Source organism: Bacteroidales bacterium (genome assembly GCA_023228145.1).
Lineage (GTDB): Bacteria > Bacteroidota > Bacteroidia > Bacteroidales > CAIWKO01 > CAIWKO01.
This window is the reverse complement of record JALOBU010000005.1, coordinates 143355-167694: the sequence shown is the minus strand read 5'-3', so window position 1 is coordinate 167694 and position 24340 is coordinate 143355. Positions and strand designations below refer to the sequence as shown.

20 protein-coding genes are annotated in these 24340 nt (G+C 39.3%); 6 read left to right on the top strand and 14 right to left on the bottom strand.

The window, feature by feature from the left end; all coding sequences use genetic code 11:
* Positions 1–248: 248 nt before the first annotated feature.
* The 7 genes from M0R16_04245 to M0R16_04215 all read right to left on the bottom strand — a co-directional run bounded on the left by M0R16_04245 (position 249) and on the right by M0R16_04215 (position 9474).
* Complete coding sequence (locus tag M0R16_04245; protein ID MCK9612095.1) at positions 249–890, bottom strand: hypothetical protein; 642 nt, start codon at positions 888–890, stop codon at positions 249–251.
* A 52-nt stretch (positions 891–942) separates the two neighbouring features.
* The gene (locus M0R16_04240; protein ID MCK9612094.1) at positions 943–1755 is read right to left on the bottom strand and encodes a hypothetical protein; all 813 of its coding nucleotides are present in this window, start codon (positions 1753–1755) and stop codon (positions 943–945) included.
* Between the two features lie 441 nt (positions 1756–2196).
* Positions 2197–3663, bottom strand: coding sequence for a tyrosine-type recombinase/integrase (locus tag M0R16_04235; GenBank protein MCK9612093.1), 1467 nt, complete (start codon positions 3661–3663; stop codon positions 2197–2199).
* 125 nt (positions 3664–3788) lie between these two features.
* Positions 3789–4253 (bottom strand): pyridoxamine 5'-phosphate oxidase family protein, encoded by a 465-nt coding sequence (locus M0R16_04230; protein ID MCK9612092.1) that lies wholly within the window; start codon positions 4251–4253, stop codon positions 3789–3791.
* Positions 4254–4491: 238 nt separating this feature from the next.
* On the bottom strand, positions 4492–5373 hold the full coding sequence (locus tag M0R16_04225; protein ID MCK9612091.1) for a serine acetyltransferase: 882 nt from the start codon (positions 5371–5373) through the stop codon (positions 4492–4494).
* The gene (gene cysK / locus M0R16_04220) at positions 5366–6301 is read right to left on the bottom strand and encodes a cysteine synthase A (protein MCK9612090.1); all 936 of its coding nucleotides are present in this window, start codon (positions 6299–6301) and stop codon (positions 5366–5368) included. The genes M0R16_04225 and cysK overlap by 8 nt, the downstream gene beginning before the upstream one ends.
* Positions 6302–6369: 68 nt before the next feature.
* Positions 6370–9474 (bottom strand): gliding motility-associated C-terminal domain-containing protein, encoded by a 3105-nt coding sequence (locus tag M0R16_04215; protein ID MCK9612089.1) that lies wholly within the window; start codon positions 9472–9474, stop codon positions 6370–6372.
* Between the two features lie 124 nt (positions 9475–9598).
* Here M0R16_04215 and M0R16_04210 point away from each other — a divergent pair, with 124 nt between their 5' ends.
* Genes M0R16_04210 through M0R16_04195 form a run of 4 tightly spaced genes read left to right on the top strand, consistent with a single transcriptional unit; the run spans position 9599 to position 14957 of the window.
* The gene (locus tag M0R16_04210) at positions 9599–10252 is read left to right on the top strand and encodes a DUF2461 domain-containing protein (GenBank protein MCK9612088.1); all 654 of its coding nucleotides are present in this window, start codon (positions 9599–9601) and stop codon (positions 10250–10252) included.
* Between the two features lie 45 nt (positions 10253–10297).
* The gene (locus M0R16_04205) at positions 10298–13486 is read left to right on the top strand and encodes a S8 family serine peptidase (GenBank protein MCK9612087.1); all 3189 of its coding nucleotides are present in this window, start codon (positions 10298–10300) and stop codon (positions 13484–13486) included.
* A 60-nt stretch (positions 13487–13546) separates the two neighbouring features.
* Positions 13547–14326 (top strand): C40 family peptidase, encoded by a 780-nt coding sequence (locus M0R16_04200; GenBank protein MCK9612086.1) that lies wholly within the window; start codon positions 13547–13549, stop codon positions 14324–14326.
* Positions 14327–14372: 46 nt separating this feature from the next.
* Positions 14373–14957 carry a DUF4294 domain-containing protein gene (locus M0R16_04195; protein ID MCK9612085.1) on the top strand — a complete coding sequence of 195 codons (585 nt, stop codon included), beginning with the start codon at positions 14373–14375 and terminating at the stop codon, positions 14955–14957.
* A gap of 2 nt (positions 14958–14959) precedes the next feature.
* On the opposite strand, the gene M0R16_04190 is transcribed toward M0R16_04195, so the two are convergent.
* The 3 genes from M0R16_04190 to M0R16_04180 are packed head-to-tail and all read right to left on the bottom strand — an operon-like array spanning position 14960 to position 18307.
* Positions 14960–16375: a sugar transferase gene (locus M0R16_04190; GenBank protein MCK9612084.1), complete on the bottom strand. Its 1416-nt coding sequence runs from the start codon at positions 16373–16375 to the stop codon at positions 14960–14962.
* Between the two features lie 4 nt (positions 16376–16379).
* Positions 16380–17267: a hypothetical protein gene (locus tag M0R16_04185; GenBank protein MCK9612083.1), complete on the bottom strand. Its 888-nt coding sequence runs from the start codon at positions 17265–17267 to the stop codon at positions 16380–16382.
* 59 nt (positions 17268–17326) lie between these two features.
* Positions 17327–18307 carry a Gfo/Idh/MocA family oxidoreductase gene (locus tag M0R16_04180; protein MCK9612082.1) on the bottom strand — a complete coding sequence of 327 codons (981 nt, stop codon included), beginning with the start codon at positions 18305–18307 and terminating at the stop codon, positions 17327–17329.
* A 127-nt stretch (positions 18308–18434) separates the two neighbouring features.
* On the opposite strand from M0R16_04180, the gene M0R16_04175 reads away from it, so the two are divergent.
* On the top strand, positions 18435–19085 hold the full coding sequence (locus M0R16_04175) for a protein-L-isoaspartate(D-aspartate) O-methyltransferase (protein ID MCK9612081.1): 651 nt from the start codon (positions 18435–18437) through the stop codon (positions 19083–19085).
* Positions 19086–19093: 8 nt separating this feature from the next.
* Positions 19094–21109 (top strand): asparagine synthase (glutamine-hydrolyzing), encoded by a 2016-nt coding sequence (gene asnB / locus M0R16_04170; GenBank protein ID MCK9612080.1) that lies wholly within the window; start codon positions 19094–19096, stop codon positions 21107–21109.
* On the opposite strand, the gene M0R16_04165 is transcribed toward asnB, so the two are convergent.
* Genes M0R16_04165 through M0R16_04150 form a run of 4 tightly spaced genes read right to left on the bottom strand, consistent with a single transcriptional unit; the run spans position 21110 to position 24283 of the window.
* Positions 21110–22162 (bottom strand): thioredoxin family protein, encoded by a 1053-nt coding sequence (locus M0R16_04165; GenBank protein MCK9612079.1) that lies wholly within the window; start codon positions 22160–22162, stop codon positions 21110–21112. It lies immediately after the preceding gene.
* Between the two features lie 34 nt (positions 22163–22196).
* Complete coding sequence (locus tag M0R16_04160) at positions 22197–22547, bottom strand: YbjP/YqhG family protein (GenBank protein ID MCK9612078.1); 351 nt, start codon at positions 22545–22547, stop codon at positions 22197–22199.
* Between the two features lie 42 nt (positions 22548–22589).
* Complete coding sequence (locus tag M0R16_04155; GenBank protein MCK9612077.1) at positions 22590–22832, bottom strand: ATP-binding protein; 243 nt, start codon at positions 22830–22832, stop codon at positions 22590–22592.
* Positions 22829–24283 (bottom strand): sodium:solute symporter, encoded by a 1455-nt coding sequence (locus M0R16_04150; GenBank protein ID MCK9612076.1) that lies wholly within the window; start codon positions 24281–24283, stop codon positions 22829–22831. The genes M0R16_04155 and M0R16_04150 overlap by 4 nt, the downstream gene beginning before the upstream one ends.
* Positions 24284–24340: the final 57 nt, after the last annotated feature.

Here is a 24340-nt window from a genome sequence, read left to right as displayed (position 1 = left end):
TGTTCGTAAGCAATGTTTTCTGTCATAAAGCAACTTTTTTAGTTATTACAAAGTTAATATAAATTCATCAATTTTCCAGAAAGTCTTCTTAATATAAATGGTAACGTTTTGCAGCTATAAGAAGTTGGCGATTTCGAAGCATAAAACTGTCAGCCAAGCACGAACTTTGATAGAAGCACAAAGCTTGATTTAACCACTGAACCGCCAATTTCTTATAGGTGCTGTTATGGGCTGGTTTTCTTGTCATTTTAGCTGTTAGGATGTTTATATTCAATCATTTGACCTATAATTATTATGTCAGAATTTAATAGATAAGTATAGAGTTCTTCTGTCAATTTATCAGGCAATTTGAAAGGTCGTGAGTTTAATGCGTGTTTACCATTTATTGTTCTGCTTATTGAACTTCTTAAAAATTCAACGGAAATTCCTTTGTCGTTTAGAAATGGAACAATGTCAATAAGGTTCTGATTTTTGTCCTGCGGTTGGAAACTTTTATTCTCGTCTGCTTTTAATGTATATCGTCTTCTCTTTTTAAATGGGTGTTCGTGATAAGGTGGATTAACCCAATTATAATGATGTCGAAAGGTTTGTTCATTGTCAACGATTGGGTCAGTAATTTCAATTTTGTTTGCTGTTGTCCAATATCTTTTCTCTTTAACTACAAAAACACAATCACAATTTAGTTTATTAAAGTCGGGATAAGTGTCGCCTGAAATCCAAAATATTCGACTTCCAACTTCTGGTTTAATCTGCGTGATGTGGCAGAATGAATGCAAAAATTTCTTGTTCCAAACATAAGGGTCTTCGTTATGCCCAAAACTGTCGTGATAAACTTTTAGGTTTCCAATTTCTGAAACTTGTCTTTTCGGATGATAGATTAAATAGTTCATATTTAATTAAAAAAAACAAGTGGTTTGGCGAAGCCAAACCACTTGAATAGTTTTAATACATTTCCATTGCTGCATTTGTCAACTTCGTTTGAAGTTTCAAAAATTTGTTCATTTGTGTTGTTGAAAGGTCGTCACCTGCACTTTCCATTTTCTCCGCCAAATCTGTTGCTTTCTCCATCATTTCAACATATTCTGTCATAGCTGAAGCATCTCCATTTTTTGCCTTTTTCATCAATTTGATGTATTGGTCAATATAGTTCTCATAGCTTTTCAAAACTGCGTCCCAATCTTCACTACCACTATTTGAACTTGAAGAAGTTGAACTGCTTGAAGATGAAGAATAGCCTGACATATCACGCTTTTCTAAACTTGAAGTTAGCTTTACTTTTTTAGCTTTAGAAGGGTCAGTTTCTAACTCTGAATTGTAGCCAAGAGAAAACTCAAGCCAAATAGTTTCTCCGCTCTTTAATGAAAGTGATTTTTCAAACGGGTCATAGCCATACTTGTCAAGATTAGTTTCAACAGGCATATTGCTCTCACCTAAAACATCAGCAGAAATACACCACTCAAACGATTTACCTGCTCCAACTCCGCAAACTTGTGCATCATTTGGGTCAAGTGGCAAATCGGCAGAAGTTCTTTTAATTTCTACTAATAACTTAGTTCCAAAAGATTGTTCGCTAATCTTCAAAACTGCGTTAGTCACTTCAAAACTTTCCGAAAATGCTCCACTAATTGTTTTGTCAACTTCAAGTGGAAGGTCGCCACTTTTCTTTTTGTCCGAATTACCTGAACCGCCACAAGCGGTCATTAAAAATGCTGTCATTACAGCGATTGCGATTGTATTTATTGTTCTTATCTTCATCTTTTTAATTGATTTAAAGTTTCCTACTCGTCTGGCTTTTCGGTCGCGCCCCGTTTTTTAAAGTGATGGCTGGTCTTCACTTCAATTTGTTTAAGGTCAAATGATACCTTGTCCGAGTGTCGTAATATAATTACGGTGGTTCTCTTGTCCGCTGTCCGTTTGGTTGTTTCATAAACTTGCCCATAACTATTGTGTTGCCGCATTGCTGATATTCCTACTTTATCCTTTTGGTCGCAGCTATTTTATTTATTGTTTTTAATCAGTTAATTATTAGTAATATAAGTTCTTAAAACTTTGTATCTCCTTTTATTTCTCCTTGTAAATTTATATAAAAATTTTATATCAGTATTACAAAAAATAAAATTTATTTCAAAAAGTTGCATGTGTGATCATAGCTATTTAAAAATCAAAATTAATCTCTTAATATTCAAAATAATAACACTATTCAAAATTCATTTTGTCCAACGGACTTTCTATTTGCTCCATTCCTTTCCGTGTGATGTGGGTATATATCTCGGTAGTTTTGCTCGATGAGTGTCCGAGCAGGGTCTGTATATAACGCAGATCCGTTCCGCGCTCCAGAAGGTGTGTGGCAAAACTGTGCCGGAGCGTATGAACTGTGGCTTTTTTCTTAATACCAGCATTGCGGCAGGCCTGCCTGAAAATACTTTGGATGCTGCTCTCTGAATAAGCGCCGCCATCCTGCCCTTCAAAAAGCCATTCTTTTGGCTTGTGTATTTTTAAATATTCATCAAGGTAGCCGAGCAACTTTTTTGAAAGCAGGGTATATCTGTCTTTTCTGCCTTTGGCATTATGCACAATGATATCCATTCTGTTCCTGTCAATATCTTTAATTTTTAAATTGACAACTTCACTTATTCGTAATCCTGCAGAATAAATGGTCAGTAGTATACATTTATGCTTCAGGTTGTCAATACTGTTTAAGAGTCTTTGTACTTCCTCTTCGCTGAGAACAACAGGAAGAAATTTTTCCTTGAAAGGTCTTTCAATAGAAATTTGCTTCATTTTTTCACGGCCAAGAACTTTTTCATAGTAAAACTTTATCGCATTGATTATTTGGTTCTGAAACGATGCAGACACCTTACGCTTATCAACAAGATACATCATGTAATCCTTAATGTCATGATCACCTATTTCATGCAGTTCCTTCGTGCCAAAATAATTGATAAAATCAGAAAATGCACCGGTATATGTCCTTATGGTATTTTCACTATATCGTTTCAGTTTGAGTTTTTCGAGATACTCGTCAGGAATTTTTCTTTCATTCCCATAATTTTTCTTCTCTTTTTGCTCTGTTGTTTTTCTTGTTACAAGCCTGCATTTAATCTCATAACCAAACCGCCCGAAATATTTTTCTATTTCTTCTTTAATGCTTGGTGAATAGGGGAAAGTCCAGTGTTGTTTCTCTTTATCCCAGAAGTAGTAAGGGAGCATCTTCATTCTGGCAACATGATGTTTTGCAAAAGGAAATTTCAGTATAATCTTTTTCTCATCCAAAATTTCCATCATCACACTGCCACTTGCTTTTTTATACCTGAACAAGGGGGTGACATCAGATTTTTCGTTACCTTCAGTTGTTGTTTTGTTGTTAGGCAATTTCACATCCATGCATGCAGTTTTCGTTTTAGTATCCGCCTGGCTTTCGCCGGTAAAGGGGTTAACATTGAAAACTGCGGATGTATCCACCCATGCTTTGCCTTTAAAGATGCCGAACAACTCCCGGATGGTTTCCATCGTATTCGGAACATGCCAGCTCTTATGCGTTGCGCTGAAGGTAGCGCCGTCCACTTTCTTTATCAGCGGTATTAACTCCTTATCGTAAGGAAAAATCACCAGCAGACGCTCCGCCCCACGATGATTTACCGGTTTTAATACTATTTCTTTCATCGAAACAAAAATAACTCAAACTTATTAACCTTCCAACCTTTCAACCTTCCAACCTTCCAACCTTTCAACCTTCCAACCTTCCAACCTTCCAACCTTCCAACCTTCCAACCTATCCACCTAACAGCCTAATACCCAAACTCCTTTCCGTACATTTTATCTATCACCACCTTATAGCACGCCACTTCCCTTATTGACGGGGCGCCGTATTTGAATTCTTTTCCCGTATAATGTTTCATGATGATGTTCAGGGCTTCCACTTTCCCTTCAGCATCTTCTATAAATTCCACATGCCCGAAAGCCTGAACGCTTCGGTATTTCAAAAGGTAGCTGCAGGCCACATCAGGATGCTGGTATGCCATCTGATGGTCGGTGCTGAACGAAACACACACCTGCTTATTTTTGCGCAGTATGTCCATCTTACGCCCTTCCTGCCCTGAGTGCAGGTAAATACATTTATCCTTATAACCAAAATTAAAAGGCACAACATAGGGAAGGTTGTTTTCATCAACCATACCCACATTGCAGGCATCACATTTTTTTATAATCTGCTCTATTTTTTCAGGGTCTTCGTACAAAACTTTTCTTCGCATAATTTTAAATTTTTTATAAAACTGGTTTGAATTTTGAAATTGATTTTCAACAATCCCTTTAGAGAATGGGTAATACCATTATTTGATATGATTTAAACCAACTTTTTATTGTATAATGCCGATAGAGTAGCTGTTATAGTACAATTTATTGGACTATTACAGATACCGTATCGGTATAAATGTTAAAAATCAATGTTCTCAGTGTTCATTATTAGATTCAAAACTTTTTTAATAAAGCCTATTCCACAACTTTTGTTTCGGATGGCACATCGTGAGTAATCCATTGGTTGCCGCCTATGACAGCGCCTTTGCCAATAGTGATGCGCCCCAGTATGGTAGAATTGGAGTAAATAATGACATTGTCTTCCACTATGGGATGCCTGGGTATTCCCTTGATGGGTTTGCCGTTTTCGTCCAGAGGGAAACTTTTGGCGCCCAGTGTAACACCCTGATACAGCCTGACATTATTTCCAATTATTGTTGTTTCTCCGATAACTACTCCTGTGCCGTGGTCAATAAAAAAATATTCTCCTATGGTAGCCCCGGGGTGTATGTCAATTCCGGTGAGTGAATGTGACATTTCTGTGATGATGCGTGGTATCAGTGGCACTTCAAGCAAGAGCAATTCGTGGGCAATACGATAGTAGGTAAGTGCTGAAATACTGGGATAGCAGAAAATGGCTTCTCCGAAGTTTTTTGCTGCCGGGTCGCCATTGAAGGCAGCCACAACATCAGTGGAGAGCATGTACTTGATATGTGGAAGGCGTGACAGGAATTTCATGGAGACATCTTTGGCTTTTATTTCGCAGTCGTTGCACAGCATTAATTCCTTTTCACAGGAAAAACAAAACCCTCTTTTAATTTGTTCTGAGAGTATGCGTAACACATTGTCCAGATTGGCTCCCACATAGTAGCTTATGTTTTCGCCCTGAACTTCTGACTGCCCGTAAAATCCGGGAAACAATACTGCTTTAAGAAGTTCCATCAACTGATTCAAACTCTCAATAGAAGGCATAGGCATACTGTTAGCTGTCCGGTGGTGGAGAACCTGATATTTCTCTTTATTTCCTAACTCGGCAACTACGGTGTCAAAAATATTTTTGTTGTTGTGTCTATCCATGATCGTCAAAATTAAACAATTCTGTTGTAAGGTACCTTTCTGCTGTGTCGCATACAATAAAAACGATGATTTTTCCTTTATTTTCCGGTTTTAAAGCTTCCTGTCTTGCAGCCCATGCATTGGCCCCGGAAGAAATACCGCAGAAAATTCCTTCTTCCTTAATTAGTCTTTTTGTGGTTTCAATAGCATCAATGTAGCAAACTTCAACGATTTCGTCCAGCTTGCTGATATCAAGTACCTTAGGGACAAAGCCAGCTCCTATCCCCTGTATTTTATGTATTCCGGGTTTCCCTCCTGACAATACGGGAGAATCTTTTGGTTCTACAGCAATTATTTTAATGCTTTTTTTCTTATTTTTTAATGCTTCAGCTACTCCGGCAATAGTACCTCCGGAGCCCACACCGGCAACAAAAATATCTACCATTCCATCCGTATCGTTCCATATTTCTTCGGCTGTGGTTTTTATATGTGCCAGAGGGTTTGAAGGGTTATCAAACTGCATGGGAATAAAGGATGGTTTGTGAATGCTTGCCAATTCCTCCGCTTTTTTAATAGCTCCGCTCATGCCTTCAGCGGCAGGTGTTGTTACAACTTCAGCTCCAAATCCCCTCACAATTTTTTTACGTTCTTCGCTCATGTTGGCAGGCATAGTAAGAATAAGGCGGTAGCCTTTTACGGCGCAAACCATGGCCAGGCCGACACCTGTGTTGCCACTCGTAGGCTCTATAATGATGGTGTCTTTATTGATTTTCTTTTGAGTTTCGGCATCTTCAATCATCGTCAGGGCTATCCTGTCTTTTACGGATGAAGCAGGGTTGAAATATTCCAGCTTCCCGTAGAGTGTTGCATGGCAATCTTTTCCAAGGCGGTTAAGTTTTACTAGAGGCGTTTTACCTATAAGTTCGAGGATGTTATTAGCTACTTTCATTAATAAAAATTTAAAGAAATAAAAACATTCGGTTTATTCCTGATTAATTACAAAAGTAAAGATAAAAATTATCTCATCAGTGTCACACAGCCACGCATTCTGAAATCCTTGCCATCATTACCTTCCCCGGTGAAGATATAAAAATAAGTTCCTTCGGCTTCGTTCACACTCGATTGGCTTTTTCCGTCCCATTCACCACCTACTTCACTCCATTCAAATATTTTTTTGCCCCAGCGGTTATAGATTTCCATGTGTTCGGATTTCATGCTTTTTGATTCGATTTTAAAAGTAGGGTTGCTGTCATCGCCATTGGGGGAGAAAAAATTTGGAATGGTAACTTCGGATGGTTGAACAACAGTGATAATCATGGTGATGGAATCCAGGCAATAGTCCGGTGCTCCGGAATTAACAACAAGCAGCATCGTGTACTCGCCTTCTTCGGTATATTGATGTGTTGGATTCATTTGCGTGGATGTGCTCCCGTCGCCGAAATACCACATAAAACTTGATGCCCCGCTTCCTGTGAAGTAGAAAGTGATAACACCCGGCATCAAAACTGTCCTTGAGTCGGTAATGGCTGCCGCTTCAATAGGAGAATTGGTTATGATAGTGGCCGAGCCATTCACGGTGCAATTGTTTGCATCGGTAACAGTTATATCGCAGGTTCCTGTGCAGACATTCATGATGCTTGATGTATGCATACCGGAACAACTCCAGTCATAATCGTAAGGCATTACACCACCGGAAACATTGGTAGAGATAGTTCCGTCACAACTGCTTTCACAGCCTTCGTCCTGATGAGTTACATAAAGTTGCAACAAGGGTGGTTGAGATATAGTTATCGATTCGGTGGTGGTGCATCCAACGCTGTCAGTTATGGTAACATAATAAGTTCCTATGATGAGCCCGCTGGCTGTTTGCCCAGACTGAGGTGGGGATGTGCTCCAATAGTAGGAGTATGGTTCAGAACCATTAATGGGATATACTGTTGCCGTACCATTGTTTTCGCCGAAACAGATGACATCAGTATGTGAGGCGGGGTTGGTGCTGAGATTGCTTACAAGCACCGTATGTGATGTAGTTGGAGATGTACAGTTATTTTCGGTTACTGTCAGAGACACATTATAACTTCCCGGCGATGCCCATGTAACCTGATGTGGCCCTTGCCCTGTGCCCGGACTGGCGTTGCCTCCGGCAAAATTCCATGCGTACGAAGCCCCTGCAGTGCCTGTTCCTGTATAGTTTATTGTGGCTGTGTTACCCGTACAATTGGGTGCCGACACAGTGAAGGACGATGTTGGGATGGGATGCACTACCAGCGTTATGTTTGCAGTTGAAACACATCCTGCACCGGAAGTTCCTGTTATGGTATAAGTGGTTGTTTGCGGTGGCGATGCGTGAACAACGCTACCGCTTGTTGATGACAGCCCTGTTGCGGGTGACCATGAATATGCTGTGGCACCATTAGCGGTTAATGTTATGGAGTCACTGAAACATATCACGGGGTTGGCAGGTGTGATAGTTACGTTTGGGTTGGGGTTTATAGATACGGTAATAGTAGTGGAGTTTGTGCAACCTTGTGTTGATGTGCCTGTAACGGAATAAGTTGTCTGGACTGTAGGATTTGCTGTTGGGTTGGGGCAATTTGTACAACTGAGCCCTGTGGACGGTGTCCATGAATAAGTGCTTGCACCGTTTGCTGTCAGACCCACTGAGTTCCCGTTGCAGATGGCAGCAGAAGCCGGTGTTACTGTAACACTTGGTACAGGATAAATGGAAACGGTAACAGTTGTGGAACCTGTACATCCTGCAGAACTTTGTGCAGTAACAATATAAGTTGTTGGGCTGGATAATGTGGCTGTCGGGTTAGGGCAGTTTGTACAGCTGAGGCCGGTTGAAGGCGACCATGAATATGAGTTTGCTCCTCCTGCGACAAGATTGACCGAATTTCCGGGGCAAATTGATGGAGCTGAAGGCGTAATGGAAGGAGCGGGGTTTTGATTTACGTTAATAGTAATGGGAATGTTGGAAGTACAGCCGTTAGGAGAAATTCCTGTCATGGTATAAGTTGTTGTCTGTGTTGGTGTTGCAATAACGGTAGGGCCGCTTGTAGTATTTAATCCAGTGCCCGGAGCCCATGTGTATGAAGTGCCTCCCGATGCTGTAAGCGTTGTGCTTTGTCCGTTACATACCGTGGCAGAAGTTGGTGTGACACTAACATTTGTAGCATTATTTACGTTTACAGTAACATTATCTGTTAATGTAAGGTTGCTCCCCGTGCATAAACTGTAATCAACCTGGGCAGTATAAGTGGTTGCCGTGGTTGGGCAAACAGTAATAGTTGACCCCGTTCCTATTTGAGTACCACCCTGCCACCATGTCAAAGTATAGTTGGGTGTTCCCGATGGAGTAAAACGCCATGCCTCATTGGTAGCTGTCCAAACACTTGTATTGCGCCCCGGTGCAACAACACCTGCCGATGCACTGGAGTTTTGCACACCAATACATGCCCTGCCGCCATTCCATGAAGAGCAAACCGGTTTGCTTTTCATGTAAACTTCAATAACATTTGTGTTTTCATATAAAACAATCATGTGGGTGGCTTTCATGGAATTGCAACTACTGGAATACATAGCAACATTGTACCAACTTACACAGAAAGTCCTGCACGGATAAGAACCAAGTATGGAATAATACATATTTCCTGACACAGCAGGGTCAATATCATGATAGGGCCCGAAAATAGTATTGGCAAAAAGCGAAGTTGAGGGTATGGACGCGGAATATGACCAGGCACAATAACCATTGGCTACGTTGGTGTTGAAAGTAATAACTCCATTTGAACCGCAGATAATTTGGTTGTATGCATTACCATAAAAACAAAAAGTAAAAGGCAAATTAATAACATTGCTCCATTTGTCATCAATGTTTACAAGAATTGGTGTTCCGGCATTATAAGGATACGGAGGATTGTAAGGTATGGATGAAGCAGTGTATGTTGTTGTAGCTCCCGTGGCAAGGCAGGAAGCAGTCAGTGTTGTGCAGGGACTGTTACAGTTTACCGTAACATTGTTTCCCGCTTCAACATTTGGACAACCCGGTTGTGCTTGTATAAAATAGAAAGTAGTTAATAATATAACTAAGGTGAGTAATAACTTATTAGTATTTAACATGAAAAATATATTTTTACAGTATAATTATTTTAGATGATATAAAATTTTGACATAATGAGTTGTATGTGAACATAAAGTTATATTTATTTTGTAAAAATAAAACAAATAAATTAAAAAAACAATTATGAATGATATTTTTAATTTTTTAAGGCAACTTTCCAAAAATAATAACAGGGATTGGTTTGAAGTTCATAGAAAGCAATATGAAAATGCTTTGAAATATTTTGTTGAAATTGCTGATAAGCTTATTGCAGGAATTTCTTCATTTGATAAGGGTATCTCTGGTTTAAACTCCAGGCAGTGTATCTTTAGGATATACAGAGATACGCGTTTTTCTAAGGATAAAACACCTTACAAAACTAATTTCGGTGCATTTTTTAATAAATCAGGGAAAAAAGTTCATGAAGCAGGATATTATTGCCATCTGGAACCGGGAAATAGCTTTTTGGCAGGAGGTATTTATATGCCGGATAATAATGTATTAAAGCTTTTACGGCAGGAGATTTATTACAACTTTGATGAATTTGAAAAAATTATTAAAGCAAGTGATTTTGTTGAGTTTTTCAAAAGAATTGAAGGCGACAGTTTATTACTTCCGCCCAAAAACTTTCCCAAAGAATTTAAAGGAATGGGCTATCTTAAACTGAAAGATTATACAGTCGTGCATGCTTATCATCCTGAAAAAATGAATATGGAGCAATTTCTTAACTATTGCATAAAAATATTCAAAGCAATGAAGCCCTTCAACGATTTTTTAAATCAGGCATTGATAACATGACATTTTTTCCCCATTTTTCATTGACAATAATTCACTAAATTTGCCATGAAACTTAAAATTAAAATCATTTTGAAAAATTATTTTAAACTTCTATTGCTGATTTCAATTTTGTTTTTTAGTATGTCATTATCTTTCGCCCAGACATTTTCTCCTGTTCATCAGGATGGTAAAATTTATTTTAAGGTGAGGGATAATGTTACTTTGCCTTATAATACGGTAAATGGAGCTTCAGATATCGAAAAAATTTCTTTTGTAAATGTGTTGGTAGAAAAGTATGGCATTACATCCCTGGCTAACCCCTTTTATAATATTAAAGATGAAAAATTACAAAAGACTTATTTGCTGGTATTTTCAGAGTATTCAAAGATTGATGAACTTCTTGGGGAATTGTCCGCAAACCCTGAAATTGAGTATGCCGAAAAACTTCCCGTTTTCAAGCTTTTTTACGAACCCAACGACCCCTATTATGGGACAGTAGGTACCTGGCTGACAGCAAATGCTAAGTGGCATCTCGACCGTATTCAGGCTGATTCGGCATGGAATTATAATCAGGGAAGTGGCAATATAAAAGTTGCTGTGCTTGACAATGGTATATGGATAAACCACCCCGACCTTGTAAATAAGATTGTGGCTGCAGTTGATATAGCTGACGGAGATAACGACCCCACGCCTCCGACTGATGATATGACATGGTCGCACGGTACGCATACTTCCGGCCTTGTGGGTGCAGAAACAAATAACAATGTTGGTGTCGCTTCCATAGGATTTAATACCGGCCTGATGGCCGTAAAGGTGGGCCGTGATTTAGACGGTGCACTCATTGCCGGTTATGAAGGAATTTTATGGGCAGCCGATAATGGTGCTGATGTTATCAGTATGTCATGGGGCACCACCCAGTATTACCAAACCATGCAGAACATTGTCAATTATGCATATAATAAAGGTTGTGTAATGGTGGCTGCTGCTGGCAATGACGGCAACGAAGTGATACAATACCCTGCCGGCTTGCATCATGTGATTTCTGTTGCATCCACCGACGAAAGCGATGAACTCTCTTCATTTTCCTGTTATGGCACATGGATAGATGTTTGTGGTCCGGGGGGCGCTGCCGATGGCAATATGGGTATGTTTAATTTGTTAAGCACCACATACAGTGATGCTTTAACGGCATCGCTTTGGGGTATAAGCGGGAAATATGATGTTATGTCGGGAACATCCATGTCATGCCCAGTGGTTGCAGGCCTTTGCGGCCTCATGCTGGGGTCAGACTCAACACTCACACCCGAAAAACTTGAAAACATCCTGAAACTTTCATGCGATAATATTGATGCACAGAATTCTGGAAACATTGGGAAACTTGGTGCGGGAAGGGTAAATGCTTTTAAAGCAGTAAAGATGACCATAGATTCTATTAAAACTCTTGTTGCCGATTTCACGGCGAGTGAAACAGTTATTCTAATGAACGGCAGTATTAATTTCGCCGACATGTCAACAGGAACTCCCACCACATGGGAATGGAGTTTTCCCGGAGGCAATCCTACAACAAGTTTGGATCAGAATCCTACTGGTATTGTGTATGATATTCCCGGTATTTATCCTGTAACACTTACTGTTTCAGATGGCACAAATACGAATACCGAAACAAAAACAAATTTCATAATCGTTAAAAACCTTCCCTCCAGTGTTTGGATACCCCAGGCAACAGCTTTTGCAACACAATACCGTGGCATACGAAATATTTCCATCGTCAGCCCTGATGTTGTGTGGGCCTCTGCTTACGATGGTTCCGGTATGGGCGCTGTAGTGCTTGAGTTTACAAAAACTTCCGATGGCGGCGCTACATGGACTCCGGGAGTAGTAACAGGTGTACCTTCGGGACTTGATATATCGGAACTTTTTGCTATTAATAAGGATACGGCATGGTTGGCGTTATGGGGAAATACGACAGGTGGAAACGCAATATTTAAAACTGTGGATGGCGGTATTACATGGACTCCGCAGACAACAGCACAGTTTTCGGGCAGTGAGGCATTTCCGAATACAGTATATTTTTGGGATGCAAACAACGGCATTTGTTTAGGAGACCCAAACGGCGAGTACTTTGAAATATACACAACTAATGATGGAGGCGAAAACTGGATAAGGGTGCCGCAGGCAAATATCCCCGCTCCAGTATCAGGAGAATACAGTTACAACGGCGGTAAAGATTACTGCGTTGTAGGTAATACAATATGGTTTGGAACCAACAAAGGAAATGTTTTCAAATCTGTTGACAAGGGACTGAACTGGACCAGCGCACCAACAGGTTTAAACGAAGTTAATAACATTACTTTTTCGGATGAAAATAATGGTATTGTTGAATATAAAGTTTACAACACAGGCACAGGACTGCTGACAACCTTTCTGATGAAAAAAACCAGTGACGGCGGGGCCACATGGCAAACCTTGACACCTCAGGGTGATATTTATAAATCAGATATTGACGCTGTTCCCGGAAAACCCGGCATGTATGTTTCCATTGGTTCTTTTCAGGACCTTGACTGGTGCGGCTCTTCTTTCAGCCTCGACTATGGGCATACATGGACGGAAATTGACGACTCGGTTCAATATACTTGTGTAAAGTTTTTTGACTTTAACACCGGATGGGCTGGAGGTTTTAATCAAAGCCAGACTTCTGAAGGCATCTGGAAATGGATGGGCCTGCTTCAGGATAGTGTGGTTATTTACCCTGAGTTTATTGCCGACCATGTTGATATTTTGGTTGGAGGTAGTGTGAATTTCACCGATTTGTCACTTGGAGATATAAATTCATGGCAGTGGACATTTACTGGTGGTACACCGGCTTCCTCGGGCGATCAACATCCGCAGAATATTGTTTACAATACAGCAGGCGATTATGAAGTAACACTGGTATGCTCCAACAGCGATACCCTGGTTACGAAAACTAAAACGGCATATATCCACGTAACTGACGGGGCTTCAATAAACGAAAATATTGTGTATGATAATGTAGTGGTTTACCCAAATCCTGCTACGGATAAAATTTACATTGCAACGACTTGTCAACCTGAACAGATAAGAATTTACGATATGACAGGAAAACTTATTTGGGATAACAGTGAAACAACAGAGAAAATAACATCTCTGAATATTTCGAACTGGGCGGATGGTATTTATATGATAGAAGTCCAATCGAGAGATGCTCTGACAAGACAGAAATTTTTGAAGCAATAATTTAAAAACACTATAATTAAAAGTTTTATATAAAGTATTAACCCGGCAATTTTTTTACAAATGAAAAATGGTATTTGCACCCTGAGTGTGGTCCCTATTCGTGCCATGCCTGCTGATAAATCGGAACTGGTTAGCGAACTGTTGTTTGGCGAATTATTCGAAGTAAGGGAGGTGGTTGATTCATGGATAAATATCAAAACCGTTTATGACGGATACGAAGGCTGGGTAGATATTAAACAATGCACTTTGTTAAGCGATGATGAATTTGAAAAACACCTTAAAAATAACCAGGCGGTTACTACCGAACTGGTGCAAATAATTTATAATAAAACTAATAAAATTTATTATCCAGTGCTGATAGGCAGCAGTCTGCCATCAATTGTCGATACGAACTTATGTATTGCAGGGAATGAATATATTTACGAGGGCGAATACACCCGTGAACTCATATCAAAAGAAAACAGGAAAATTCCGGATGTTGCAAAACAGCTCTATAATGCCCCTTATCGTTGGGGAGGGCGGACACCCTTTGGTATAGATTGCTCCGGTTTTACACAGCTTGTTATGAAAATATGCGGCATTACCATTTTGAGAGATGCCTCACAACAGGCCACCCAGGGCGAAGCAGTGAATTTTATTTCTGAAGCTGTTCCGGGCGACCTTGCTTTCTTTGAAAATGAAGAAAACCTTATTGTGCACACAGGCATTATTCTGAATAATCAGAAAATAATTCATGCGTCAGGTAATGTCAGAATTGATGATATTGACCATGAAGGGATATACAACGGAGAACTAAATAAATATACTCACAAATTACGTATTATCCGCCGCTTTATATAATTGTTTCATGGCACAGAAATTGATTTTTTATGATAAAAACCCGTTAATGAGAAAATTAATCCTGTATATCATTCTGGGTATTTTGTCATTTAAATATGGAGCTGCGCAGGACACAACCAACGTGGTGGCCCGTGCTATCGTGATTAATGGAGATACGCTTCCGATTATCGCATTGAATGAAGTGAAAATATTTGGCCCGGTTATTTTTTCAAGCAAGCTGGAAGCTTTGAAGTTTTCAAGACTGGTTTATCATGTCAAAAAAGTATATCCTTATGCCCTGATAGTTAGTGAGAAGGTTAAGGAATATAACAACATTGTTATGAATACCTCAAATAAAAAGGAACGCAAACAGAAGATGAAACTCGCCGAAGAAGAACTGAAAAAACAATTCGAAGATGATGTAAAAAATATGAATGAAACCCAGGGGATAGTTTTACTAAAACTTATTGACCGCGAAACGGGTTCCAGTTCTTTTGATATCATCAAAGAATTCAGGGGTGGGCTTGTTGCCATGTTTTATCAGTCGTTCAGCCGCTTATTCGGATATAACCTGAAATCAACTTATGACCCCTTTGGCGCCGACAAAGATATTGAACAAATAGTTGTGATGCTTGAAAACGGGGAACTTTAGCATTATTTGCCCCTTCCCTGCAAAATGATTAGTGCCGTATAAATCAAAATTTTAAAGTCAACCAGCAGCGACATGTTTTCAATGTATAATACATCGAATTTAAGCCTTTCTACCATTTGCTCCACATTTTCGGCATAACCGTATTTCACTTGTCCCCATGATGTTACGCCGGGTTTAACTTTATGCAACAGCCTGTAATGAGGAGCCGCCTTTACAATTTGGTCAATATAGAATTGCCTTTCAGGCCTTGGCCCGACTATTGACATATTTCCTTTAAGGACATTATAAAACTGTGGTATTTCATCCAGCCTTACTTTCCGCAGAAAGTGGCCTATACGCGTGATACGTTTGTCAGTCTTGCTTGAAAGCTGAGGGCCATCTTTTTCAGCATCAACAAACATGGAGCGGAACTTATACATGATAAAAGGCTTTCCATGTAACCCTATGCGTTCATGCGAATAAAACACAGGGCCTTTTGATGATAATTTTACAGCAAGTGCTACAAGTATGTAAACAGGAAGGAGAATAATAATGGCAATAATTGAGACGGAAACATCAATAAATCTTTTCATGTATCGCTGCCATGCGGGCATCAGTTCGGGAGATATCTGTATGAGAGGAGCATGAAATATCGAGCTCATTTTTACACTTCCCAACAGATAATCCTTCATGTCGGGTATTACTTTGATAACTACACTGGTGTCTTCAAGCAGCGATATAATTTGCTCAATAAAAGTGTGTTCAGATTTATCAATGGCAATGATTACCTCTTCAATTTCATTTTCATTAATAATTTTTTTCAGTTCTTTGTAATTTCCAAGATGCGGAAGTTTTTCTTTCATCGGGTGGCTGTTGCCGTTGTGAACATCCACGAAACCGACAAATTTATTTCCTGATGACTTCCACTGATTTTCAATCTCATTGTATATAGCCAGAGCGTTCCCGTTGCTGCCTATCAGCAGGGTTTTAAATCCTATCAGTTTGTGATGAATAAGGTAAGCGGTCCTGGACGAAAGTACAAACCGAAATGCTGATGTGATACCAAAATGCAGCATGAAAATAACAAAGAAATACAGGTAATAATATTTGTAAGAAACCACTTTGTCGTCCAGGATAAAAAGAAAGAAAATGACAATCATGCCAAACAGGGAGGCAACAAATGTTTGTCCCAGTTCCCGGAGTCTTGATTTTCTGTATATTTTCTGATAAGTTCCCGTGATGAAATAAAGTGTCAGCCAGAAAAATATAATAAACACCAGCCCGATAAAAAGATTTTTATCTTCAAGTATCTGCCGTGGATAATGGATAATATTATGGTCTATGTTATATTTTCGGAATGAGAAGAATAAAATCCATGCAAGCATGGCTGAAAATCCATCAGCAAGAACGTATTTTAATACCTGCCATTTTTTATTCATGTCGTTATTTTGAGTATAAAAGTTTGAGATTGTCAACTAAAATTTTTGCAGTTGCAATACTGTCAGGTTTAATGGATTCAAAATAAACCCTGAAACCGGTCGTATTTGAAGTCATGTTAGCTACTCCGGTTAGGTTAATGTATATTTTATTCCAGGAACTGTTTGGGTTGAGTATCAGCGATTCAAGTTTTTCTGTCTGGTTGTTTGATAAAATGGCAAAAAGTCCGACAGCAAATTCTACATCGGTCTTATAGTTCATTTCCAGAAAAACGGGCGCCTGTGTTTGTGGAATATCGTAAATGTCATTTGTTACGGTAAGTAAATAATCATAATTGGCATCAAATGTAACAATACCGGAGCCGTATCCCTCAAAAATATTGCTTGCTTCGCTGGTCTGAATGAAATTAGTGTCGCTCAGGCCGAATTTAGCCAGCGAAATGCCGGCAGCATCAAAATCTTCTTTCCACTGTATTTTTTCAGCATAATAAGTAACAATCGGATTTACCGTATCTGTCTCTTCGGGTTGCAGGTCAATGCTTGCTTCATAAGGTTGAAAAAAAGGATAGTACCCGCGTGACTTTGCAATACCGTTAATTTTTATTCCTGGCTTTATATGGATGGTGTGCTTTCCTGTAGTCAGTATGGGAAAAGTAGCTGGTAATTCATAAATCCCCTGCAAACTGCCATCAATGTAAACCCAGGCATCAGTAATTTTATGCGAAGTAGTGCCGTCAAGTTCATAAGTAGTTGTAAGCCCGATGCTGTCGATGTGAATATAGGCGGGAATCAGGTTGGTTTTTTTACATGAAAAACAAACATAACAAAACATTACGCATGCAAGGACGTATGGTATTATTTTTATGGAAGTAAAAAATAGATATTTTTTTCCCATTATTTTCCGTTATTAAATGCTTTAACGAATGAAATTATTGTTTATTGCTTAACAAAAGATTAATCCGGAATATTTATTTTTTCTATGATTTTGTAAGCGATGTCAAGGGCTTTATATCCGTCAATGATGCTAACCGCAGGTTCGGTGTTATTTTCTATGGAATGGAGGAATGTTTCCATCTCGGTTTTTATGGCATTCATGGGTTTAATTTCCGGTTTTTCAAAAAATATTTGTTTTTTCCCCTTTCCCGGCCCAAGGTCCACTATCATATCAAGAGGATTGATTTCTGATTCATCGGTAATATTTTTCAGGCGTATGATTTCAGAATATTTGTTCAGAAAATCAATGGAAATGTAAGCATCATGTTGAAAGATACGTGTTTTTCTCATATTTTTCATCGAAATCCTGCTGGCAGTGAGGTTTGCCACACAGCCGTTGTTGAACTCAAGCCTGGCGTTTGCAATATCCGGTGTGTCGCTTACGATGGGGACACCACTGGCGCTGATTTTTTTAATATTGGATTTTACGATGCTCAGAACAATATCTATATCATGAATCATGAGGTCGAGAATTACCGGAACATCAGTGCCACGGGGATTGAAAAGTGCAAGCCGGTGTGTTTCGATGAACATGGGTTGCAAAATGAATGAATGTGTGGCAATGTAAGCAGGATTGAATCGTTCCACATGGCCTACCTGAACTTTTACGCGGGCTTCGTTCGATATGGCAATAAGTTCTTTGGCTTCTTCCAGCGTAGTAACAAGAGGTTTTTCAATAAAAACATGCTTTGAATTTTTCATGGCGGCGGCAGCACATTCAAAATGTGATATCGTGGGTGTTACTATGTCAACCACGTCAGCTTCTGCAACAAGTTCTTCAATAGAAGGGTAAGCTTTTACTCCAAATTCATCAACTACTTTTTGAATTACTTCAGGGTCGGGGTCGTAAAAGCCGCACAAAACGGCATTACTTATTTCCTGAATACATTTGATATGAATTTTTCCAAGGTGCCCGGCACCCAAAACTCCAATTTTTAACATGCTGGAAGTGTTTTTGCAAAATTACGTTTTTTATACAAGCATATTTTGTAATTTCGCAATAGAAATGAACACTTTCAATACGATAACCGAAGGGTGTAACTGACTGAAAAAGATATTTTTAGAACAAATGCTTGATACATATAAACACAAGGGCTTACGAAGAAAACTTGTTGAAACGATACGTCAAAAAGGAATCGCTGATGAAAATGTGCTGAAAGCCATTGAAAATATTCCACGGCATTTATTTCTTGATTCTACTTTTCAAAACCATGCTTATGAAGATAAACCGTTTCCAATAGGTTCCGGGCAAACTATTTCTCAGCCTTATACCGTCGCATTTCAAACAGAATTGCTTCACATAAAAAAACGGGATAAAGTACTTGAAATTGGCACAGGTTCTGGCTATCAGGCTTGCGTACTGCTTGAACTGGGCGCTGTTGTATTTAGCATCGAAAGGCAGAAAGCTCTTTATTTAAAGACAAAGAGTTTTTTAGCCGCACTGGGCTATAATTCCCGCTTGTTTTATGGTGATGGTTATAAAGGGCTTCCCGCTTTTGCTCCTTTTGATAAAATAATTGTTACGGCAGGAGCGCCTGACATTCCTCAGGCTTTAGTTGAACAGCTGAAAGTCGGTGGCATCATGGTTATTCCTGTTGGAAGTGGCAGTGTTCAGAATATGATATGCATTTACAAAACCGAAAGCGGCGAGCTACTGAAACGCGAGCATGGGACATTCCGTTTTGTTCCACTTCTGAGCGATAAGGCTAATGACAAATAACCTTTAAAATGTGTGGAATCACAGGACTGCTCAAATTAAAATCAGCGGAAGTGAATGTACCTTCCTACCTGGAAAATATGACTTATGCGTTAAGGCACAGAGGCCCAGATGATGAAGGTTATGTACTGTTTGAAGGTTCGCAGGCTGGCATATTTGGAGGGAAAGATACAAGCTATGATGCATGGAATTCGTTTTATAAATATTCTCCCCTAAAGCAAATTGAAGAGGCAACAGGTGATTACTTCCTTGGTCTTGGACACAGGCGTTTGTCGGTAATTGACTTGTCAGCCGCCGGACATCAGCCCATGTGTAATGATGCTCAAAATATATGGGTAATTTGCAACGGAGAAATTTATAATTACATCGAACTGCGTGAAGAAATGAAAGAGAAAGGCATATCATTCATTTCCAGAAGCGATGTGGAAGTTTTGTTGAAAGGATATGAACATTACGGCTTGCGCTTTCTTGATAAAATCAACGGCATGTGGTCCTTTGTCATTTATGATATGCGTGATAATTATCTTATTGGTTGCCGCGACCGTTTTGGAGTAAAGCCTTTTTATTATTATAAGTCTGATGAGATATTTGCTTTTGCTTCCGAACAGAAAGCATTGATGAAATTGCCTTTTCAGAAAGGCATAAACCCTACCGCAGTATTTGATTATCTTGCCTGCGGAAAAATTGAAAACAGCGATACAGGCCTGTACTCCGGCATTAAAGAACTTATGCCATCCCATTATTTTGTTTATGACCTGAATACATGGCAGTTTGAGATAAAAAAGTATTATACTCTGAGTTATAATAAGCAATTGGGAACTTTTAAAAAACCTTCTGCCGATGAAGCTGTTGTACAAACACGTGAAAAAATTATTGAAGCTGTAAACATACGTCTGCGCTCGGACGTACCTGTTGGGTTTTGCCTGAGCGGCGGCATTGATAGCAGCAGTATTATTGGTGTTTCACAACAAATAAATGTGAAAAATAATCCTCAGCAGCTGATGGGCAACCTTGTGGCTTTTACTGCTGCAACAGATGATAAAAAGATTGATGAAAGCCCCTGGGCAGAAGAAGTGGTTAAAATGAACAATCTTCGCTGGTATGTATCAAATTGCACTGCTGACAAACTTTTTGAAGATCTGGAAAATATCATTTATTTTCAGGATTCTCCTTTGATGCATTCAAGCACCTTTGCACAAAATACCGTGATGAAAACTGCCCGTGAACAAGGCATTGTTATATTGCTGGATGGGCAGGGCGGCGATGAATTGTTTGGTGGTTATGTCCCGTTTTTTATCGCATATTATTTTGAACTATTGAAGAATTTTCATATAGGTTCTTTGATGTTGGAATTATCTAATCTCAAAAATTCTCCTCTGAATTTTAAAATATTCATGCATCATTCTGCTAAAGTTGTTTTAAATAAAATTCTTCTTTCAAAGCACCGAAATGCCGCATTAAAAACTATTCACAAAGAATCAAAATACATTCATCATGATTTGTGGGCGGAAAATATTTCAAGCTTGTCGCTTTCTCACGAAACCAGCCGTTTGGAACTCAATAGTTTGTTGTATGATTACTTTGTAGACGGGTATTTGCGCAATTTGCTTCGATGGGAAGACAGGTGCTCCATGCAATATTCCATTGAGTCACGCACTCCTTTTTCAGACGATACCGGGCTGATTGAATATATTTTTTCGTTACCTTCAGCATATAAAATTCACTGCGGAAGAAGTAAGTATCTTTTACGTGAGTCAATGAAAGATTTTCTGCCTGAAGCTGTTTACCGCAGAAGTGATAAACTGGGTTTCACAACACCGCAGACAAAATGGCTGGTTCAGTCCAATCAGGAGTTGAAGAAGATTATTCAGGAGCATGCTATGCTGGATAATGAAAAATTTGCTGACAGCAATGCCATTCTGCAACAATGGGATGATATTTTTAGCAAGCAGTCAAATAGTAAGCAAATAGATTTTGTGTGGCGTTATGCGAATTTTTTGCTCTGGAGAAAATTGAATAAAATATAGTTATTTATTTTGCAATTCTTTGATGTAATCTTCCCACTTTTTCGTGAGATAATGATTCTCTGCAAAATAATGCAATATGGGATCCAGTGATTCCGGAGTGAGGTATTGCCCGACATTTGAAAGCAATTTCATATCTTCATCGAAAAACAACAGGGAGGGCAATACAATCTGTTGTCCTAACAAATGCTGAAAAAGTGGATGAAACCCTTGGTTGTCATAAGCGTTAACAAATTTCTGATTGTTGTACGTTATTGTGTCATGTGTCTGGGCATCAAAAAAAACAGTGTTGAAATTCTCTTTCATGTAGGAAGTAACGCTGCTGTTATTAAATGTACTGCGCAGCATGACTTTTCCACCATTACACCAGTTGGTATTAATAAATAATATTGTTTTTCGCTTTTTCTTTTTATTATTAATACTTGCCTCTTCAAATGATTTCAGCCATTTTATGGTGTCGTTGCTTACAAATCCTGAGTCAGGATAAAAGGCCTTATTATAATAATCTCGGAAATCATTTACCTGTGTGGTGTTAAAAATATATTCCACTGTATAAACCAGCAGGGGCTCAATATCTTTCGGCGACATATAGCCGGGGGAAAGAAGTTTGAATTTATAGTTGTTGTTATAAAAAACGATGGTCGGATAGGAGAGTTTTCCTTCGAGTAACATGATGCTGAAATCGTTAGGAGAACGGTTCCCTGTATTTTTATTGGTGTATTTTTTGTCGAGAAATTCCACAGTGTCTTTAGTTTCTGCATTGTAACGAACAGGATAAAAATAGGTGTTGATGTAATTTGCTATGTTGGGGTTTGAAAATGTTGTTTTCATCATGTGTTTACACCAGCCGCACCAGTCGGTATAAACATCAATAATAATGGGTTTTGGTTGTGTTTTATTCAATTCCTGAGCGGTTTTCAAATCCATCCATTTTACAAGCCCTGTATTTTCAGGCTCTGAGGTCTGTGCGGAAACTTGTATTGCAAAACAAAGCATTAGTACTTTAAATGCTTTAAAAGTAAAATATACAGGAATCGAAAGAATTTTATTTGGCATGATGGTGATTTCGGGTACAAAGATACAAAACCTGTCATTTAATCCGAAAAAGAACGCACTGCTCGGTGTATATCATTTCGATGATATCAAGCATGACCAGATTGACGAGGATAGTTTCGGTGAGATGTTTCTTTATTCCTGCCAGTCGGCAGAAATCTCTCAGGGTAATTTGAGGGTTGTTAGTAAGGTAATCAAGGAGCTTTTTTTCTTTTTCAGTGTAAGTTATATGTGTGGGATGCCCTCTGATTTTTCGTTTCCAGACACGAAGCTGCACGGGCGTAACCAAAAAAATTTTATCTTCAACCCTCACATAGGCAAGCCATTTTCCATCGTAATCTTGAGCGTAACAAATTTCATCGCTTAGTTTGGGTATTATGATTTCCAATACTGTTTTTCCTTCTTCAGTCCAATGGTTTATTTTCAGGTTCTAGACTGGCTTACAGTACATCTGTGCTGCTGCTTCCGCCATGTATATTTCTTCTTCGCTTTGCGCGCCTGCAATTTTCCCGTTGTCTTTTACGCCTATAAGTAAAACACCGCCGTTTGAATTTGCAAAAGCGGAAATACTTCTTGCAATTTTCCGGGCATCCGAAATTTCAAACTTAAAATCAAGGCACTGGTGTTCGCCTTGTTCAATAAGCCGGCGAATATGTGATTTTTTATGTATCACACTTTTTTAGTCCGTAAAATAACAAGCCCGGCAAAAGTCAGAAGGCCGTTTAATATCAGCAGTTCAAATCCAAACCTGTAACCAAACCATGCAAAAGAATTGTCACTGAGGATATAACAAATAACTGGCGAAAGTATTGCAACAACAGGAACCCATTTATCTTTCACCTTTAACTTTGTAAAGAGCCCGAAAGCGTATAACCCCAGCAAAGGCCCGTAAGTATAGCCGGCAATAGTAAAAAGTTTATCAATAAGCGCTTTGTCGTAAAACGAACGGAAAGCAAGCACGACCGCCAGCATTACTATCGCAAATCCTATATGAACCATGTAACGCATGCGGGTTTTGCTTTTCTCTGACAAATCGTTTCTTTTCTGTATGCCAAGAAAATCAATACAAAATGAGGTTGTAAGCGCCGTAAGTGCACCGTCTGCACTTGGGTAGGCTGCAGAGATTAAGCCGATGAAAAATATCAGCCCGGCAAAAGGCCCAAGATAGTTAATGGTGATGGTGGGGAAAATCTCATCACTGCTTGCAAGCGCAGAGAGATTTATGCCTTTGGCATTGGCGTAAGTAAATAGTGCCGCGCCGAGAAACAGGAAAATAAAATTCACGGCCACCATAATGAAACTGAAGCTTATCATGTTTTTCTTGGCATCGCGGATGTTGCGGCAGCTGAGGTTTTTTTGCATCATTTCCTGGTCAAGGCCTGTCATAACAATAGTGATGAACATGCCACTGAAAAACTGTTTCAGGTAATTGTTGCGAGGAGCCCAGTCGGAAACGATCATATTCGTGTAATCGCTGTCAAATATTTTTCTGACGAGTTCTGCAAAACCGAAATCAAGGTCTTTTGATATCATGACAATGGAAAGCACCAACGCCAGCAGCATAAAAGTGGTTTGCAGGGTATCGGTCCATATAATGGTTTTTATGCCGCCTTTGAAAGTATATAAGATGATCAGTGTGATAAATATTACTACCGTAAACCAGAAAGGAAATTCCCAGGCATCAAAAATAAAACGCTGTAAAACATAGATAATAAGAAACATGCGCAGCGAAGCGCCCAGCACACGCGAAAGAAGAAAATAAAAAGCGCCGGTCTTGTACGACCAGAACCCGAAACGCTGTTCAAGATAAGAATAAATGGAAGTGAGGTTTAGCTTGTAGTATAGCGGCAACAGCACATTGGCAATGATGATATACCCGAACAGGTAGCCAATTACTACCATAAAATATGACCATTGACTGTCGCCCACCCATCCGGGGACGGACATAAATGTTACCCCCGACATGGAAGCGCCTATCATACCGTAAGCTACAACAAACCAAGGTGAGCGTTTATTGCCGATATAAAATCCATCATTGTTGGCACGGCGGGCGGTGATGAATGTAATCAGGAACAACAGAAAAGTATATCCTAAAAAACAAATAAGAAGTATGGAAGGAGTCACGGTTTGGTTTTTTTGCAAAGTTAGTATTTTGCATGTATCAGAGAAATGTGTTTATTA

Excerpts from the sequence above, each read along its gene's own strand:
- M0R16_04190 (MCK9612084.1), bottom strand. The coding sequence starts at position 16,375 with ATGAATAAAAAATGGCAGGTATTAAAATACGTTCTTGCTGATGGATTT.
- M0R16_04210 (MCK9612088.1), top strand. The coding sequence starts at position 9,599 with ATGAATGATATTTTTAATTTTTTAAGGCAACTTTCCAAAAATAATAAC.
- M0R16_04175 (MCK9612081.1), top strand. The coding sequence starts at position 18,435 with ATGCTTGATACATATAAACACAAGGGCTTACGAAGAAAACTTGTTGAA.
- M0R16_04215 (MCK9612089.1), bottom strand. The coding sequence starts at position 9,474 with ATGTTAAATACTAATAAGTTATTACTCACCTTAGTTATATTATTAACT.
- M0R16_04235 (MCK9612093.1), bottom strand. The coding sequence starts at position 3,663 with ATGAAAGAAATAGTATTAAAACCGGTAAATCATCGTGGGGCGGAGCGT.
- M0R16_04230 (MCK9612092.1), bottom strand. The coding sequence starts at position 4,253 with ATGCGAAGAAAAGTTTTGTACGAAGACCCTGAAAAAATAGAGCAGATT.
- M0R16_04165 (MCK9612079.1), bottom strand. The coding sequence starts at position 22,162 with ATGCCAAATAAAATTCTTTCGATTCCTGTATATTTTACTTTTAAAGCA.
- M0R16_04185 (MCK9612083.1), bottom strand. The coding sequence starts at position 17,267 with ATGGGAAAAAAATATCTATTTTTTACTTCCATAAAAATAATACCATAC.
- M0R16_04200 (MCK9612086.1), top strand. The coding sequence starts at position 13,547 with ATGAAAAATGGTATTTGCACCCTGAGTGTGGTCCCTATTCGTGCCATG.
- asnB (MCK9612080.1), top strand. The coding sequence starts at position 19,094 with ATGTGTGGAATCACAGGACTGCTCAAATTAAAATCAGCGGAAGTGAAT.
- M0R16_04180 (MCK9612082.1), bottom strand. The coding sequence starts at position 18,307 with ATGTTAAAAATTGGAGTTTTGGGTGCCGGGCACCTTGGAAAAATTCAT.
- M0R16_04240 (MCK9612094.1), bottom strand. The coding sequence starts at position 1,755 with ATGAAGATAAGAACAATAAATACAATCGCAATCGCTGTAATGACAGCA.
- M0R16_04225 (MCK9612091.1), bottom strand. The coding sequence starts at position 5,373 with ATGGATAGACACAACAACAAAAATATTTTTGACACCGTAGTTGCCGAG.
- M0R16_04245 (MCK9612095.1), bottom strand. The coding sequence starts at position 890 with ATGAACTATTTAATCTATCATCCGAAAAGACAAGTTTCAGAAATTGGA.
- M0R16_04205 (MCK9612087.1), top strand. The coding sequence starts at position 10,298 with ATGAAACTTAAAATTAAAATCATTTTGAAAAATTATTTTAAACTTCTA.
- M0R16_04195 (MCK9612085.1), top strand. The coding sequence starts at position 14,373 with ATGAGAAAATTAATCCTGTATATCATTCTGGGTATTTTGTCATTTAAA.
- cysK (MCK9612090.1), bottom strand. The coding sequence starts at position 6,301 with ATGAAAGTAGCTAATAACATCCTCGAACTTATAGGTAAAACGCCTCTA.